Here is a 14,378-nt window from a genome sequence, read left to right as displayed (position 1 = left end):
GATGAACTCCTCGCAGTTCAACGGCTCGACGTGCGGGAATCGCGCGCCATACGGATGCGTCGGACAGCAGCGGTGACGCCGAGCGCCACCAGTATAGCGGCCACGGTGGCGGCACCGAGCGGCAGCGAGCCGTAGAGCAGCGAGTTCTCCGACGGCAGAAGGGGCGACCCCGGGCGGGTGGGGACGTCCGCCTGGGGAAGCGGCTCGACCGCGATCGGCGTCGCCGTCGGCTCGGGCGCGGGCCCCGCGGGCGCGCGCCGGTAGACGCGGATCCAGTCCTCGAGGCTGCCCATCGGATTCTCGCTGACGGAGGGGACGGATGCCGAGACCGCCGCGCCCGCATCGACCAGACCGTAGCCGTACAGCGGGTCGGGAACCGCCGTGGCGGCGCCCGCCGGACGGGCCGTCTGGATGATCCGGTTGATGACGTTGGCCGCGTCGAGATCGGGATGGGCCGCACGCACGAGCGCGGCGATGCCCGCGACGATCGGGGCGGCACCGCTCGTGCCGTTCCACAGCACAAGGCTGCCGTCGGCCGAGACTCCGACGAGATCCTCGCTCGGCGCGGACACTCCGATCGTGATGCCCTGCGTCGACGCTTCGAGGCTGGCGTTCCCCTCGGGGTCCACGCCGGCGACCGTGAGGACGCCGGGGATCGTCGCGGGCGCGCCGACGCGGGTCGTGCCGCTCCCCCGGTTCCCCGCGGCCACGACGACGACGACGTCGTGCTCGAACGCGTAGAGGAACGCCTCGTCCCAGCTCTCGTCCCAGTCCGGGGTGTTGGTCGTGAGAGACAGGTTGATGACGTCGGCCCCGTTGTCGACCGCCCACCGCATGCCCTCGGCGATCTGCTGCGTGAACGGCACCTGCGCGCCGGAGCCGAATCCCACCGAGACCGAGAGCAGCTGCGCTTCGGGCGCGACGCCGATCATGCCGGTGTCCGGGCCCGTGCCGCGGCCGGCCGCGAGAGATGCCACCCAGCTCCCGTGGTTCGAGTCGACCGCCCCGACGGGGGTGCGGCCATCGGGCGTGCCCTGGCCCGAGACATCCGTCCCTCCCGCCACGGCGCCCTCGAACTCGACGGGACCCTTGCCGATCCCCGTGTCGATGATCGCGATGCGCACTCCCGAGCCGCGCGTCGTCTGCCACGCCTGGCGGACGCCGTAGTCGTCCAGCCAGTACTCCGCCGCGCGCACCGGATCCTCGGCCGGCGCCCCGAGGGAGTGCGAGCCGGCCGACGCCGGCGCCGGCGCCTCGGAGGCGACGGCCGACGGGGTCGCCGCCGTTCCTACCAGGAGCGCCGCGAGCGCCGCGACCAGCACGGCTCCCCCGAGCCTTCTCACCCGGCTGCCCCCGGCTGGGCGCACACGCAGCGCTCGGGCGACCACGTCGACATCGCCAGCGCACGGTCGCCGATCGGGTTCACGCCGGGGCCGGCGGCGAGTGCGTGCCCCGCGAGAGCGTGGAGGCACTTGACGCGGGTCGGCATGCCGCCCGCGGAGATCCCGTCGATCTCGGGCACCTCGCCGTAGCGTGCCCGGTCGCGCAGATACGCCTCGTGCGCCGCCGCGTAGGCGGCCGCGACCTCTTCGTCGGTGAGCTCCTCCGCGAGGACGGGCATCGCATGCTCCGCCTCGAGCGTCGACATGGCCGCCGTCGCGGCGGGATGGGTGAGGTAGTAGAACGTGGGGAAGGGAGTCCCGTCCGGAAGGCGAGGGGATGTCGCGACGACCGTCGGGTTGCCGCAGACGCACCGCGCCGCGATGCCCACGACCCCGCGCGCGGGCCGGCCCAGCTGCTCGCGGAGCACGGCGAGATCGGCGTCGCTGACGGGCGGGAACGGCGGCGTGGTCACCGCAGAAGGCTATCGCCGGTCGCTGGGATGCGCCTGATCAGCCGCCCGCGGGCGTCCCGCCGGGAGTGTCGGCCGGACTCTCTCCCGGGGTCTCGACCGGCGTCTCCGCCGGGGACTCGTCCGGCACGCCGATCGACACCTCGCGCGCCGTCTGGGCGAGTCCCGCCGCCGTGACCGACCGGACGAGCTGCGCCATCCAGTCGGTACGGGTCTGCTCGACCTCGTCGGTGACCGGCTGCTGGTCCTGCGGCAGCTGCGCCGGCGTCAGGTCGTTGTCGACGAGGTAGACGACCTCGCCGGGCTTGACGTAGTAGAGGCGCTCGCGCGCCTGCGTCGTGATGAACGCGGGATCGCGCCACCGGTCGCGCTCGGCCTCCAGATCGTCGACCTCTTCGTGGCTGACCTGGACGGATTCCGCGAGCGCCGCGATCTGCTGGCGCTGGTCGACGTACGTCCCGATCGTCGGTACCAGCACGAAGGCTGCGAGCACCACGAGCCCGAGCATGATGACCATGAAGCCGGACAGGCGGATTCCGCCGAGCCAGCCGCGCACGTCGACCTGGCGACGCTCGCGGACCGGCCGGGTACGAGAAGGGGGAGCCGCCCCAGTGGTCACGGCTCCCCCTCTCGTCGAACCCGATCCCGAGCGGGGTGCCGCTCATGCGGACGAGCCGCCCCTCGGAGATCGGAATCAGTCAGTTCTCGCGCTCAGCCCTTGTAGCGGGGGAACGCTCCGCGACCCGCGAAGACCGCGGCGTCGCCGAGCTCTTCCTCGATGCGCAGAAGCTGATTGTATTTCGCGACGCGCTCGCTGCGGGCGGGCGCGCCGGTCTTGATCTGACCCGCGTTGACCGCGACCGCGAGGTCGGCGATCGTCGTGTCCTCGGTCTCGCCGGATCGGTGCGACAGCATCGAGCGGTAGCCGTTCTGCGTCGCAAGGGCGATCGCGTCGAGCGTCTCGGACAGCGTGCCGATCTGGTTGACCTTGACCAGGAGCGCGTTGCCGACGCCCAGGTCGATGCCCTTCTGCAGGCGCTCGGGGTTCGTGACGAAGAGGTCGTCGCCGACGAGCTGCACCTGCTTCCCGATCTTGTCCGTGAGAGCCTTCCAGGCGTCCCAGTCGTCCTCGGCAAGGGCGTCCTCGATCGTGACGACGGGGAAGTTCGCGACGAGGTCGGCGTAGTAGTCGGTCAGCTGCTCGGCCGACCAGGCCTTGCCCTCGACCGTGTAGACGCCGTCCTTGAAGAACTCCGTGGCCGCGACATCCAGACCCACGCCGATGTCCCTGCCCGGCGTGAAGCCGGCCTTCTCGATCGCCTTGATGAGGAAGTCGAGTCCCTCGCGGTTGCTCGGGAGGTCGGGGGCGAAGCCGCCCTCGTCGCCGAGGCCCGTCGCGAAGCCCGCGGACTTGAGCTCGCCCTTCAGGACGTGGTACACCTCGGTGCCCCAGCGGAGCGACTCGGCGTACGTGTCGGCGCCGATCGGCGCGAGGAAGTACTCCTGGAAGTCGATGCCGTTGTCGGCGTGCTCTCCGCCGTTGATGACGTTGAACAGCGGCACGGGCAGGACGTGCGCGTTGGGTCCGCCGAGGTAGCGGAACAGCGGCAGGTCGGCCGAGTCGGCGGCGGCCTTGGCGACGGCGAGCGAAACGCCGAGGATGGCGTTGGCGCCGGTCCGCGACTTGTTCTCGGTGCCGTCGGTCTCGATGAGGATCTCGTCGACGATTCGCTGCTCGCTCGCCTCGACGCCCTCGATCGCGGGGCCGAGCTCGTCGATGACGGCGGCGACGGCCTTCAGCACGCCCTTGCCGCTGTAGCGCGACTTGTCGCCGTCGCGGAGCTCGTACGCCTCGAACGCGCCGGTGGACGCACCCGAGGGGACAGCGGCACGCTGCACGGTTCCGTCGTCGAGGAGCACCTCCACTTCGACCGTCGGGTTGCCGCGCGAGTCGAGGATCTCGCGCGCGTTGACTGCCTCGATAAGTGCCACGGAGGACTCCTTGTTTCGTGGAGAGTGGGCGTGTGGTTCAGGGAGCGACGTCGGTCCGCCCCCGAGTCTAGTGAGGACGGATGCCGCGGCCACAGGTCGACGACGCGGGTGCCGAGGCATCCATCGTCGGAACAGTCGCTAGACGACGAGTGCGATGGCGACGCCGTCCCACCCCTTGGCGTCGAGGGTCTGGAGCGCCGTGGCGTCGAAGCGGGGGTCGCGGCCGAGCAGTTCGAGCCCGCGCTGCGTGCCGATCACCTGCGCCTCTTCGCTCGCCGGATCGGCGACGCGGCCGCCGCGGCCCACGTTGTCGACCACGACGACGGTTCCGGGATGCCCCAGCTTCGCCGCCCAGTCGAGATAGATCGTGTTCGACTCCTTGTCGGCGTCGATGAAGACGAGGTCGAAGGGCTCCTCGTCCGCCAGGGTCGGGAGCACGTCGGCACCCCGGCCGACCTTCACCTCGACCTTGTCGCCGACCCCGGCGCGGGAGAGGTTCGCGCGGGCGATCTCGGCGATCCGGGGCTCCGCCTCGATCGTCACGACGCGGCCGTCATCGGGGACGGCGCGGGCGAGCCAGATCGTCGAGTAGGCGCCGAGCGTGCCGATCTCGAGCACGCGGCGCGCTCGCGACATGCGTGCGAGGAGGTTGAGCAGCTTGCCGTTGACGGGTGCGACCTCGATCGCGGGCAGCCCCGCCGCGTTCTGATCGGCGACGGCGGCGTCGAGGGCCGGGTCGTGTCCCACGAGGGTTGCGGCGAAGTAAGCGTCGAGACGCTGCCAGGCGTCGGGCGTCGGGTCGGCCATGGCCTCAGCCAACCGTCGCGGCCCCGCTTCGTCAACCCTCGCCGGCTCCCGCTCCGTGCCGCGACCAGGCGCACCCGGCGAGCGCCCCCGTCGAGGCGGCGGCGCTCGCCCTTGTAGCCGACTGACAATCGAGGTGCGAGGCATCCGTCGCCTTGGCACACTGGCGCGCATGCGCATCACCCCCAGGCGACTCGCGGTCGGGATGAGTCTGTGGATTCCGAACCTCTTCAGCGGAATCCGCGTCAAACGGTTCTCGGATGACTGGACCGAGGCGACCGTAGAGCTCCACGTCAACGTCTTCACCCGCAACTACGTCAAGACCGCCTTCGGCGGCTCGATGTCGGCCATGACCGACCCGTACTTCTTCATGCTCGTGATGCACCAGCTCGGGCGCGACCACGTCGTGTGGGACACGCGCGGCGAGATCGAGTTCGTCAAGCCCGGGCGCGGCGTGCTGACGGCGCACTTCTCGGTGCCGAAGGAGAAGGCGGCCGAGCTGCGCGAGCGGGCACGCGGCGGCGCGAAGGTGCTCGAGTGGTTCGAGACCGAGATCACGGATGCCGCGGGCGACGTGGTGGCGCGCGTGCGGCGCGAGGTCTATGTGCGGGAGAAGAAGCGCGTGACTCAGGGCGCTCCGGTTCAGCCTCCGACGCGGTAGACCGTGGCGGTGAACCCCAGGACCGTCCGGAAGTCCTTCGCGAGGTGCGCCTGGTCGGCGTAGCCGAGCTCCGAGGCGATTCCCGCGAGGGATGCCTCGGGGTCTTCCCGGACACGCTGCGCGGCCTCCTGCAGCCTGCGCCGGCGGATCATGGCGGCTGGGGGCAGTCCGACAGTCCGGTGCGCGAGGCGCTGGAGCGTCCGCACCGACACGCGGAGCCGCTCGGCGGCGTCCTCGACGCGGAGGAGCGAGGCATCCGTCATCAGGAGCTCCACCATGGCGTTCGCGAGGCGACCCTCTGGGGTCACCGGCCCCGCGTGCCGGGTGAGCCACTCGGCGAATGCGGCGGCAGCGGCTGTCTCGTCCGGCATGGCGGTGGTGACGGCGTCTCGCAGATCGGGCGCATCGATCGCGACCGAGGCGTCGACGAGATCGCTCGGCGCCTCGGTCAGCCACGCGAGCGCCGCCGGGCGGAGCAGCGCTCCGACCGCCCACCCGCTCCCCCGGAGCACCCGCTCCGAGGCGCGGGTCGTGGCGCCCCACAGCGTCACCTGATCGCCCTCCACCACGAGGTTCGCGGCCGGGTACCCCAGGATGGGCTGCCGCGACTCGACTCCGTCGGCCAGCTCCCACTGCGGGATCCAGAACCACGCGGCGAGAGGGGATGCCTCGTCCCCCGCCGGGATGCGGGAGAAGCGCGGGAGCCGGTCGGGGTAGAGCACGCCTCGGGTCGGGTCGGTCACCCGGGCCAGGCTAGGCGGGGGCTGCGACGCTCGGACGGCGGGATGTCGCGAATCTTCAAGCCCGCGGCATCCGTCGTCCTCATGCTGGAAGCATGACGACGACCAAGACGACCGGCGTGACCGGTGAGCACACGACCGACGGACGACCGAACATCGCGACGACGCTGACGCCGTTCCTCGCGATCAGGGGCGCGCGGGAGGCCCTCGACTTCTACCGCGACGTCTTCGGCGCCCGTGTGACCGACGTGACGGAGTTCGACGGCCTCGTCGTGCATGCGAGCCTCGACTTCGGGCAGGGACTGCTGCAGCTCGGTGAGCCGAACCCCCAGTTCGGACTCGTGCCCGCGCCCGAGGGCGACGCCGACTGCTACTCGATCGGGATCTACGTCCCCGATGTCGACGCCGCGACGGCCCGGGCCGTGGACGCCGGCGCGACGATCCGCGAGGAGCCCGCGACGTTCGTCTCGGGCGACCGCTATTCGAGCATCCGCGACCCGTTCGGCGTCCGGTGGTCGGTCATGACGCGGGTCGAGGACCTCTCGGAGGAGGAGAGCGCCGCGCGGGTCGCTGAGTGGGCGGCATCGGCTGGCGGCGGAGGCGGCGGGTCGGGCGACTCCGACGCCGGGTGACGTCGGTCGTCCGCACGATCGAGGAGTGCCGCGCCGCGCGAGGCATATCTCGATCCGGCGTGCCGCCCCCGCGCCGTGCGGACGGCCGCCGCGGCGGCCCGTCGCTCGTGCCGTCTAGCCTCCGACGTCACTAGGTTCGGAACGTGCCTCTCGTTCGACGCCTCGGGTTGGGCGACGCCGTCTTCATCGGGCTCGGCTCGATGATCGGCGCCGGCGTGTTCTCGGCGTTCGGTCCCGCGGCGGCAGCCGCCGGCTCGGGCCTGCTCGTCGGCCTCGCGCTCGCCGCCGTCGTCGCCTTCGGGAATGCGACCTCGTCGGCGCAGCTCGCTGCCGTGTACCCCACCTCCGGCGGGACGTACGCCTACGGGCGAGCCGAGCTGGGGCCCTGGTGGGGCTTCGTCGCCGGGTGGGGATTCGTCATCGGCAAGACGGCGAGCTGCGCGGCGATGGCGCTCACCTTCGCCGCGTACGCCGCGCCCGCCGGATGGGAGCGCCCCGTCGCCATCGTCGCGGTGGTCGCCCTGGTGACGGTCAACTGGTTCGGCGTGACCCGCACGGCGCAGCTCACCCGGGTCATCGTCGTGATCGTGCTCCTCACCCTGGCTGTCGCCGTCGCCGGGGCGTTCGCAGCGCCGGATGCGGCGGGCTGGCTGAGTCCCGAGGGGCTCTGGTCGGACGGCGGGTACGGCATCCTGCAGTCCGCCGGCCTGCTCTTCTTCGCGTTCGCGGGATATGCCCGCATCGCGACGATGGGCGAGGAGGTGCGCGATCCGGCCCGGACCATCCCCCGGGCGATCCTCCTCGCGTTCGCCGGAGCCCTCGTCGTGTACACGGCGGTCGCCATCGCGGTGCTGTCGTCGCTGGGGCCTGAAGGCACCGCGGCGTCGACGGAGCCCGTCGCGGCGGCGGTCGAGGCATCCGGACGGGACTGGGCGGTGCCGGTCGTCCGCGTCGGCGCGGCGGTCGCATCGCTCGGAGCGCTCCTCGCGCTCATCGCCGGCATCGGCCGCACGAGCTTCGCGATGGCCCGGGAAGGCGACCTGCCGCGCTTCCTCGCGGCCGTGCACCCCCGGTGGCACGTGCCCCACCGCGCCGAGGTGGCCGTCGGCGTGGTGGTCGTCCTGCTCGTCGCGCTGGTCGACCTCCGCGGCGCGATCGGGTTCTCGTCGTTCGGGGTGCTGCTGTACTACCTCGTCGCCAACATCGCGGCGTTCCGGCAGCGCTCCGATGTGCGCCGCTATCCGCGGGTGCTGCAGATCGTGGGAGCGCTGGGATGCCTCGTGCTCGTGGTGACGCTCCCCTGGCAGGCCGTGGTCGCCGGCGTCGTGGTGCTGGCGATCGGGGTCGCCTACCGTCTGCTGCGGGTCCGGCTCACGAGAGCTGCTTGATCTCCAGGCTCTCGCGGCCCGCACCCGGGGACACCGTCGCGAAAGCCGTGTAGCCGTCGGATGCCGCGCGCTCGAGCAGCGGCTTGAGGTTCTTCGTGCGCTGCTCGAGACGCACGCGCGAGCCCTCGGCCACGAGCTGCGCCTTGAGCGCCACGAGGTCGCCCACGGCGACGTCGCGGTCGTGCACGAGCACGATCGCCGGAGCCCCGCCCTCTTCCTCGGCCATGAGCAGTTCGACGATCCGCTCGAAGCCGATCGAGAAGCCGACGGCCGGCACATCCTGGCCGAGGAACCGGCCGATCATGCCGTCGTAGCGACCGCCGCCGCCGAGCGAGTACGACACCGAGGGATGCGCGAGCTCGAAGATCGTGCCGGTGTAATAGCCCATGCCGCGCACGAGGAACGGGTCGAAGACGAGCGGGACGTCCACCTCGGCACGGGACGCCGCCACGGCGTCGCCGATGCCGACGAGATGCTGCACGATCTCGTCGGGCGCGCCGACCGGCAGGGCCTTGCGGATCTGCCGCTCGCCGAACGGGTTGTACTCCATCGTCACGGCCCGATTGAGGAACGCTTCGAACGCGTCGACGGCCGCGGGCGTGGCACCGCGGTCGCGAAGCTCCGCGACGATCCCCTGAGGCCCGATCTTGTCGAGCTTGTCGATCGTGATCAGCACACCGGGGCGCTCGTCGGCCGAGAAGCCGAAGCTGTCGAGCATCCAGTCCAGCGCCCGCCGGTCGTTGATGCGCACCGAGCCGCCCTCGAGTCCCAGGGCGTCGACGGCGTCGAGCGTCGCGACCACGAGCTCGGCTTCGGCGCGGGCAGAGGCATCCCCGATGATGTCGATGTCGCACTGCACGAACTGGCGGTAGCGACCCTTCTGCGGCCGCTCCGCCCGCCAGACGGGCGCGATCTGGATCGCGCGGAAGACCGACGGCAGCTCGGCCCGGTGCGTCGCGTAGAAGCGCGCGAGCGGCACCGTGAGGTCGTAGCGCAGGCCGAGGTCGGTCAGCGCGGACGGGTCGTCCGCCGCCCCCCTGATCGCGTCGGCATCCAGGCCCCGCTTGAGGATGTTGAACGCGAGCTTCTCGTTGTCTCCGCCGATTCCCGCGTGCAGCCGCGCGTACTCCTCGACGACGGGCGTCTCGATCTCGTCGAAGCCGTGTGCGCGGTAGCGCTCGCGGATGACGGCGAGCACGCGCTCGCGCCGGGCCTTGTCGGCGGGGAGGAAGTCGCGCATGCCGCGCGGCGGATTGACGGATGCCACGGGACTATCTTTCCAGGTCGGCTCCGCCGACCAGCTCACCGCCGTCTTCCTCGGGCCCTCCAGGTCGGCTCCGCCGACCAGCTCACCGCCGTCTTCCTCGGGCCCTCCAGGTCGGCTCCGCCGACCAGCTCACCGCCGTCTTCCTCGGGCCCTCCAGGTCGGCTCCGCCGACCAGGTCAGCGCCCGGATCCCGCCTCGGCCGAGCGGATGTCGTGCTCGAGGAGGCGAAGGCGCTCGCGGAGCGCGCGCTCGGCGTCCCACCCGTTGGCGCGGGCCGTGGCGACGAGGGCCAGGAGCGCGTCGCCGAGGTCGGCCTCGCCGGCGAGGGATGGGTTCGACCCTTCGACAGGCTCAGGGACCCGGTTCGGCTCAGGGACCGGGCTGGGCTCAGGGACCGGGCTCGGGACCGGAGCGGCAACGGACGCGGCCTTGCCGAGGAGCTTCTGCGCGAGGGCGAGCGACGGCATGTGCTCCGAGACGCCGTCGAGCACACTCGTGCGAGAGCCCTTCTCGGCGGCCTTCGCGGCGTTCCAGTGCACGAGCACCTCTTCGGGCGTGGTCGCCACCGCATCGCCGAAGACATGCGGATGCCGCCGCACCATCTTCTCGGTCAGCCCGCGTGCGACGTCGTCGATGTCGAAGGGGTCGTCGGGGTCGCGCGAGGCGATCTCGGAGTGGAAGAGCACCTGCCAGAGGAGGTCGCCGAGCTCTTCGCGCAGATCGGCGCGGGTTCCCGCCTCGACCGCATCGATGAGCTCCGCGCTCTCCTCCACCAGGTACGGCACCAGGGCGCGGTGATCGATCTGCTGCGTCCACACGCAGCGGTCGCGTACCGCCCGCATGGTGTCGGCGGCCTCGCGCAGCGGGTCCGACCCTGCGCTCGCCGCCGACCCGGCGCGGACGGTCGCATCCCCCGGCTCGGTCATGACGCGTCCTCGAGGACGAGCGTCCCGGCCCGGCGGTGGTGGCGCGCCCGCAGCGCGAGAAGCACGGCCGCGGCGACCGCCGAGATCATCGACCCCGCGAGCACGCCGAGGATCGCCTTGTCGCGGATCACGGGCTCGACCGCGAAGGCGAGGTTCGCGAGGAGGAGCGAGACCGTGAATCCGATGCCGCCGAGCGTCCCGACGGCGATGAGATCGCCCAGCGCGAGCTTGGGATGGTCGGGCGAGCCGACCAGGCGCTGTCCGAGCCAGCCGAACCCGGCGATGCCGATGACCTTGCCGACGGGCAGCGCGATGAGGATGCCCCAGAACACGGCCTGACCGGGGCCGCTGAAGTCGGGGATCGGCACGAGCGCGGCCGTGAACGCGAAGAGCGGCAGGACAACGGCGTTGACCCAGGGCTCCAGCGCGTGGCGCGTCACGAGCGCGGGGGTCTGCGCCATCGCGAGGCCGAGCAGCACTCCGGCGATCGTCGCGTGCACGCCCGAGAGGAGGATGAACGCCCACGTCAGCGCCGCCAGCACGATGAGCCCTGCGATCACGAGACCGCGAGCACGCCCGTAGATCATGCGACTCAGGATGCCGAACAGCACCGTCGTGAGCAGGCCGGCCGCCAGCATCCCGAAGTTCAGATCCGTCGCGAACAGGACGGCGATGAACACGATGCCGACGACGTCGTCGATGATCGCCAGCGCGAGCAGGAAGATGCGCACCCCTGAGGGGGAGCCCCCGCCCGAACACCGCGAGGACGCCGAGGGCGAACGCGATGTCGGTCGCCGTCGGGATCGGCCAGCCCTCCTGGAATCCGCTCCCCGCGGTGAGGATGAGGTAGATCGCGATCGGCACGATGACGCCGCCCGCCGCCGCCATGGCCGGCTGGACAGCGCGGCGGGCGCTGCGCAGCTCACCGCGGGTGAGCTCGTACTGCAGCTCGATCGACACGATGAAGAAGAAGAAGACGAGGAGCCCGTCGGACACCCAGTGCGTGAGGGACAGGTCGATCCGGGTGCCGGGGATCGCCAGGTGCGCGTGCGAGAACTCGATGACGTCGTGACCGATCGGCGAGTTGGCGATGATGAGGCCCGCGGCCGCCGCGATGAGAAGCAGGATGGCGGGGAATCGGGCCGAGCGCAGAAGCTTCACGTGACCTCCGGAGGGGAACGGCCACCGGCCGGCGCGAGGCCGGGCAGCGGCGAGGACGAGCCGACCAGACTTCCCGGCGCACCGGCATCCATGCTAGCCAGTGTCGAACCGCAAAACGGGGAGCTCTTCCCGCTCTCGCGCCGTCGCGTCGAGCGGGTGCCGGCGTCACACGTCACGTCGGCGAAACGCGACGGCGATAGCGTGGAGATCATGCCCGAATTGACCAGGACCGAGGCCATCGACCTCGTCGGCCGCTACGAAGCGGGCCAGGAGATCCCCGAGCGCATGCGCGCTGACGTGCGCATGCTCGGCGGACTTCTCGGCCGCGTGCTGCGCGAGAGCGGCTCCCCCGGACTGTACGAGGATGTCGAGCGGCTGCGCGCCGCCACGATCCAGGCCTACACCGACGAGACGCCCGAGGCCTTCGAGCGTGCTGCCCGCATCGCCGACTCCTTCACCGTCGAGCGGGCCGACGAGGTCGCCCGGGCGTTCACGGTCTACTTCCACCTCGCCAACCTCGTCGAGGAGCACCAGCGAGTCCGCATCCTGCGCGAGCGCGACGGCCGGCCCGAGAAGGAGGACGCGACGGACTCGGTCGCCGCGGCCTTCGTGCGCCTCGCCGCCGAGGTCGGCGACGATACGGCCCTCCAGCGCCTGCAGGCGATGCGCTTCCACCCGGTCTTCACGGCCCACCCCACCGAGGCCCGGCGCAGCGCCATCTCGCGCAGCATCCGTCGCCTCGCGACCCTGCTCGACGAGCACGACGCGATGATCCGGAACGGCGCCGACGAGCGTCGCGCGGAGCGCCGGATGATCGAGGAGATCGACACGCTCTGGCGCACGGCGCCGCTCCGCCCGGAGAAGCCCTCACCCACCGACGAGGTCCGCTCGGTCATGGAGGTCTTCGACGAGACGCTCTACACCTCGATCCCGCACGTCTACCGCCGCGTCGACGACGCCCTGCAGGGACCGGCGGCCGGCTCGCGCGCCCCCGTCGTCCGGCCCTTCGTGCGGGTCGGGTCGTGGGTCGGCGGCGATCGCGACGGCAACCCCTTCGTCACGGCATCCGTCACCCGCAAGGCCGCGAAGATCGCGAGCCAGCACGTGCTGCTGGGTCTCGAGCGCACGACGAGCCGGATCGGGCGCACGCTCACCCTGGATGCCGCGACCACTCCCCCGAGCCCGGCGCTCACGGCCCTGCTGGATCGCCTCGTGAGCGAGGACGAGGAGGCCGCCGCCGAGATCGCGAAGCGCTCTCCCAACGAGCCGCACCGCCGTACGCTCCTGCTGCTCGCGCGGCGGGTCGCCGCGACCGGCCGGCGCGACGCGAGGCTCGCGTACACCGACCCCGAGCAGTTCCTCTCCGATCTGCGGATCGTGCAGGACTCGCTCGTCCAGGCACCGGCGCCCCGCCAGGCCTACGGGCACCTCCAGCAGCTCATCTGGCAGGTCGAGACCTTCGGCTTCCACCTCACGGAGCTCGAGGTGCGTCAGCACTCGGCGGTGCACGCGAAGGCCCTCGCCGAGCTCGACGCGGGTGGTCCGCGCAGTGAGATGACCGAGGAGGTGCTCGCGGTCTTCCGCAGCGTCGCCGCGATCCAGCGCCGGCTCGGCCCCCGCGCCGCGGGCCGCTACATCGTGTCGTTCACGCAGTCCGCGCAGGACCTCGCCAACGTCCACCGCCTGGCCGAGTACGCGGCAGAGGCCGGCGGTGAGCGCCCCGTGCTCGATGTCATCCCGCTGTTCGAGACGTTCGCCGATCTCCAGGCCGCGCCCGGCATCCTCGCCGAGGTCGTCCAGCGTCCTGAGTTCCGCGATCGCCTCGAGGCGACGGGTCGCAGGCTCGAGGTCATGCTCGGGTACTCGGACTCGTCGAAGGACGTGGGGCCCGTCGCGGCGACCCTCGCGCTCTACGAGGCGCAGGCCCGCATCGCGGCGTGGGCGGACGACAACGGCATCGAGCTCACCCTCTTCCACGGCCGGGGCGGCGCCCTCGGCCGCGGCGGCGGGCCCGCCAACACGGCGATCCTCGGGCAGCCGCCGCACTCCGTCGACGGACGGTTCAAGCTCACCGAGCAGGGCGAGGTGATCTTCGCCCGCTACGGCGAGCCCGCGATCGCGATGCGGCACATCGACCAGGTCGCGGCCGCCGTGCTGCTCGCCTCCGCGCCCTCGATCGAGCAGCGCAACCGGGCCGCTGCGGAGCGGTTCGCCGAGGCCGCCGCCACGATGGACGTCGCCTCGCGCGAGCGCTTCTTCTCGCTCGTCAAGGCGCCGGGCTTCGCACCGTGGTTCGCGCAGGTGACGCCGATGGAGGAGATCGGGCTGCTCGCCCTCGGCTCGCGCCCGGCCCGGCGCGGGCTGTCGGTCGAATCCCTCGAGGACCTCCGCGCCATCCCGTGGGTCTTCTCGTGGGCCCAGGCGCGCATCAACCTCGCCGGCTGGTTCGGCCTCGGCTCGGCACTCGAGGCCGTGGGCGACGCCGACCTGCTGCGCCGCGCCTACGACGAGTGGCCGCTCTTCCGCACACTCATCGACAACGTGGCCATGAGCCTCGCGAAGGCCGACAGCCGCATCGCGCGGCGCTACCTCGACCTCGGCGATCGCGACGACCTCGCGGCCATCGTCATGGAGGAGCTCGAGCTCACCCGCGCGTGGGTGATCCGGGTGGCCGGCGGTGACGAGCTGCTCGAGAACCGCCCCGTCCTCCAGCGTGCGGTCAAGCTCCGCAGCCCCTACGTCGACGCGCTCTCGCTGCTGCAGCTGCGGGCGCTCCGCGCGCTCCGGGATGCCGCGGCGGCGGGTCGTCCCGCCGATCCGGAGCTCCAGCGGCTCCTGCTGCTGTCGGTGTCGGGGGTCGCGGCGGGTCTGCAGAACACCGGTTGAGCGCGATCGCGGTTCACCCCGAACCGGACACGGCCGACCCGCGAGTCGCTCCCGGCGCCCCGAAACCCG

13 protein-coding genes and 1 pseudogene are annotated in these 14,378 nt (G+C 71.9%); 4 read left to right on the top strand and 10 right to left on the bottom strand.

What is annotated here, in order from left to right; all coding sequences use genetic code 11:
• Positions 1-17: 17 nt before the first annotated feature.
• The 5 genes from G5T42_RS12595 to G5T42_RS12575 all read right to left on the bottom strand — a co-directional run bounded on the left by G5T42_RS12595 (position 18) and on the right by G5T42_RS12575 (position 4,651).
• A complete protein-coding gene (locus G5T42_RS12595) occupies positions 18-1,343 on the bottom strand; it encodes a S8 family serine peptidase (protein WP_241245806.1) in 1,326 nt (441 codons plus the stop codon).
• Positions 1,340-1,855 carry a DUF501 domain-containing protein gene (locus tag G5T42_RS12590; protein WP_165128990.1) on the bottom strand — a complete coding sequence of 172 codons (516 nt, stop codon included), beginning with the start codon at positions 1,853-1,855 and terminating at the stop codon, positions 1,340-1,342. The genes G5T42_RS12595 and G5T42_RS12590 overlap by 4 nt, the downstream gene beginning before the upstream one ends.
• 37 nt (positions 1,856-1,892) lie before the next feature.
• Positions 1,893-2,471, bottom strand: coding sequence for a septum formation initiator family protein (locus G5T42_RS12585; protein ID WP_241245805.1), 579 nt, complete (start codon positions 2,469-2,471; stop codon positions 1,893-1,895).
• A 92-nt stretch (positions 2,472-2,563) separates the two neighbouring features.
• Positions 2,564-3,844, bottom strand: coding sequence for a phosphopyruvate hydratase (eno, locus tag G5T42_RS12580; protein ID WP_165128988.1), 1,281 nt, complete (start codon positions 3,842-3,844; stop codon positions 2,564-2,566).
• Positions 3,845-3,982: 138 nt separating this feature from the next.
• Entirely contained in the window at positions 3,983-4,651 is a 669-nt protein-coding gene (locus tag G5T42_RS12575) for an O-methyltransferase (RefSeq protein ID WP_165128986.1), read from the bottom strand.
• Positions 4,652-4,820: 169 nt separating this feature from the next.
• On the opposite strand from G5T42_RS12575, the gene G5T42_RS12570 reads away from it, so the two are divergent.
• Positions 4,821-5,309, top strand: a complete 489-nt coding sequence (locus G5T42_RS12570; RefSeq protein ID WP_165128984.1) for a DUF4442 domain-containing protein — start codon at positions 4,821-4,823, stop codon at positions 5,307-5,309.
• Here G5T42_RS12570 and G5T42_RS12565 read toward each other — a convergent pair.
• Positions 5,291-6,052, bottom strand: coding sequence for a helix-turn-helix domain-containing protein (locus tag G5T42_RS12565; RefSeq protein WP_165128982.1), 762 nt, complete (start codon positions 6,050-6,052; stop codon positions 5,291-5,293). The genes G5T42_RS12570 and G5T42_RS12565 overlap by 19 nt on opposite strands.
• 92 nt (positions 6,053-6,144) lie before the next feature.
• Here G5T42_RS12565 and G5T42_RS12560 point away from each other — a divergent pair, with 92 nt between their 5' ends.
• Positions 6,145-6,681 (top strand): VOC family protein, encoded by a 537-nt coding sequence (locus G5T42_RS12560; RefSeq protein WP_165128980.1) that lies wholly within the window; start codon positions 6,145-6,147, stop codon positions 6,679-6,681.
• Between the two features lie 143 nt (positions 6,682-6,824).
• Positions 6,825-8,069, top strand: coding sequence for an APC family permease (locus G5T42_RS12555; protein ID WP_206535638.1), 1,245 nt, complete (start codon positions 6,825-6,827; stop codon positions 8,067-8,069).
• Here G5T42_RS12555 and hisS read toward each other — a convergent pair.
• The 4 genes and pseudogenes from hisS to G5T42_RS18015 all read right to left on the bottom strand — a co-directional run.
• On the bottom strand, positions 8,053-9,309 hold the full coding sequence (gene hisS / locus G5T42_RS12550; protein ID WP_241246076.1) for a histidine--tRNA ligase: 1,257 nt from the start codon (positions 9,307-9,309) through the stop codon (positions 8,053-8,055). The two genes, G5T42_RS12555 and hisS, sit on opposite strands and share 17 nt — an antisense overlap.
• Before the next feature lie 203 nt (positions 9,310-9,512).
• A complete protein-coding gene (locus tag G5T42_RS12545; RefSeq protein WP_165128976.1) occupies positions 9,513-10,262 on the bottom strand; it encodes a MazG nucleotide pyrophosphohydrolase domain-containing protein in 750 nt (249 codons plus the stop codon).
• Complete coding sequence (locus tag G5T42_RS18020; RefSeq protein ID WP_347103848.1) at positions 10,259-10,993, bottom strand: Na+/H+ antiporter NhaA; 735 nt, start codon at positions 10,991-10,993, stop codon at positions 10,259-10,261. Before G5T42_RS18020 ends, G5T42_RS12545 begins: the two co-directional genes overlap by 4 nt.
• Before the next feature lie 73 nt (positions 10,994-11,066).
• Positions 11,067-11,423, bottom strand: a pseudogene (locus G5T42_RS18015) (Na+/H+ antiporter NhaA); the annotation flags it as partial.
• 210 nt (positions 11,424-11,633) lie between these two features.
• Between G5T42_RS18015 and G5T42_RS12535 the strand changes: the two are divergent.
• Positions 11,634-14,309 (top strand): phosphoenolpyruvate carboxylase, encoded by a 2,676-nt coding sequence (locus G5T42_RS12535; RefSeq protein WP_165128974.1) that lies wholly within the window; start codon positions 11,634-11,636, stop codon positions 14,307-14,309.
• Positions 14,310-14,378: the final 69 nt, after the last annotated feature.

The sequence above is a fragment of the Microbacterium sp. 4R-513 genome (genome assembly GCF_011046485.1).
Classification (GTDB): domain Bacteria; phylum Actinomycetota; class Actinomycetes; order Actinomycetales; family Microbacteriaceae; genus Microbacterium.
This window is presented reverse-complemented; position numbering and strand designations above follow the sequence as displayed.

Coding starts and splice junctions, on each gene's coding strand:
- G5T42_RS12535 (WP_165128974.1), top strand. CDS start 11,634: ATGCCCGAATTGACCAGGACCGAGGCCATCGACCTCGTCGGCCGCTAC.
- G5T42_RS12570 (WP_165128984.1), top strand. CDS start 4,821: ATGCGCATCACCCCCAGGCGACTCGCGGTCGGGATGAGTCTGTGGATT.
- hisS (WP_241246076.1), bottom strand. CDS start 9,309: ATGCGCGACTTCCTCCCCGCCGACAAGGCCCGGCGCGAGCGCGTGCTC.
- G5T42_RS12545 (WP_165128976.1), bottom strand. CDS start 10,262: ATGACCGAGCCGGGGGATGCGACCGTCCGCGCCGGGTCGGCGGCGAGC.
- G5T42_RS12560 (WP_165128980.1), top strand. CDS start 6,145: ATGACGACGACCAAGACGACCGGCGTGACCGGTGAGCACACGACCGAC.
- G5T42_RS12575 (WP_165128986.1), bottom strand. CDS start 4,651: ATGGCCGACCCGACGCCCGACGCCTGGCAGCGTCTCGACGCTTACTTC.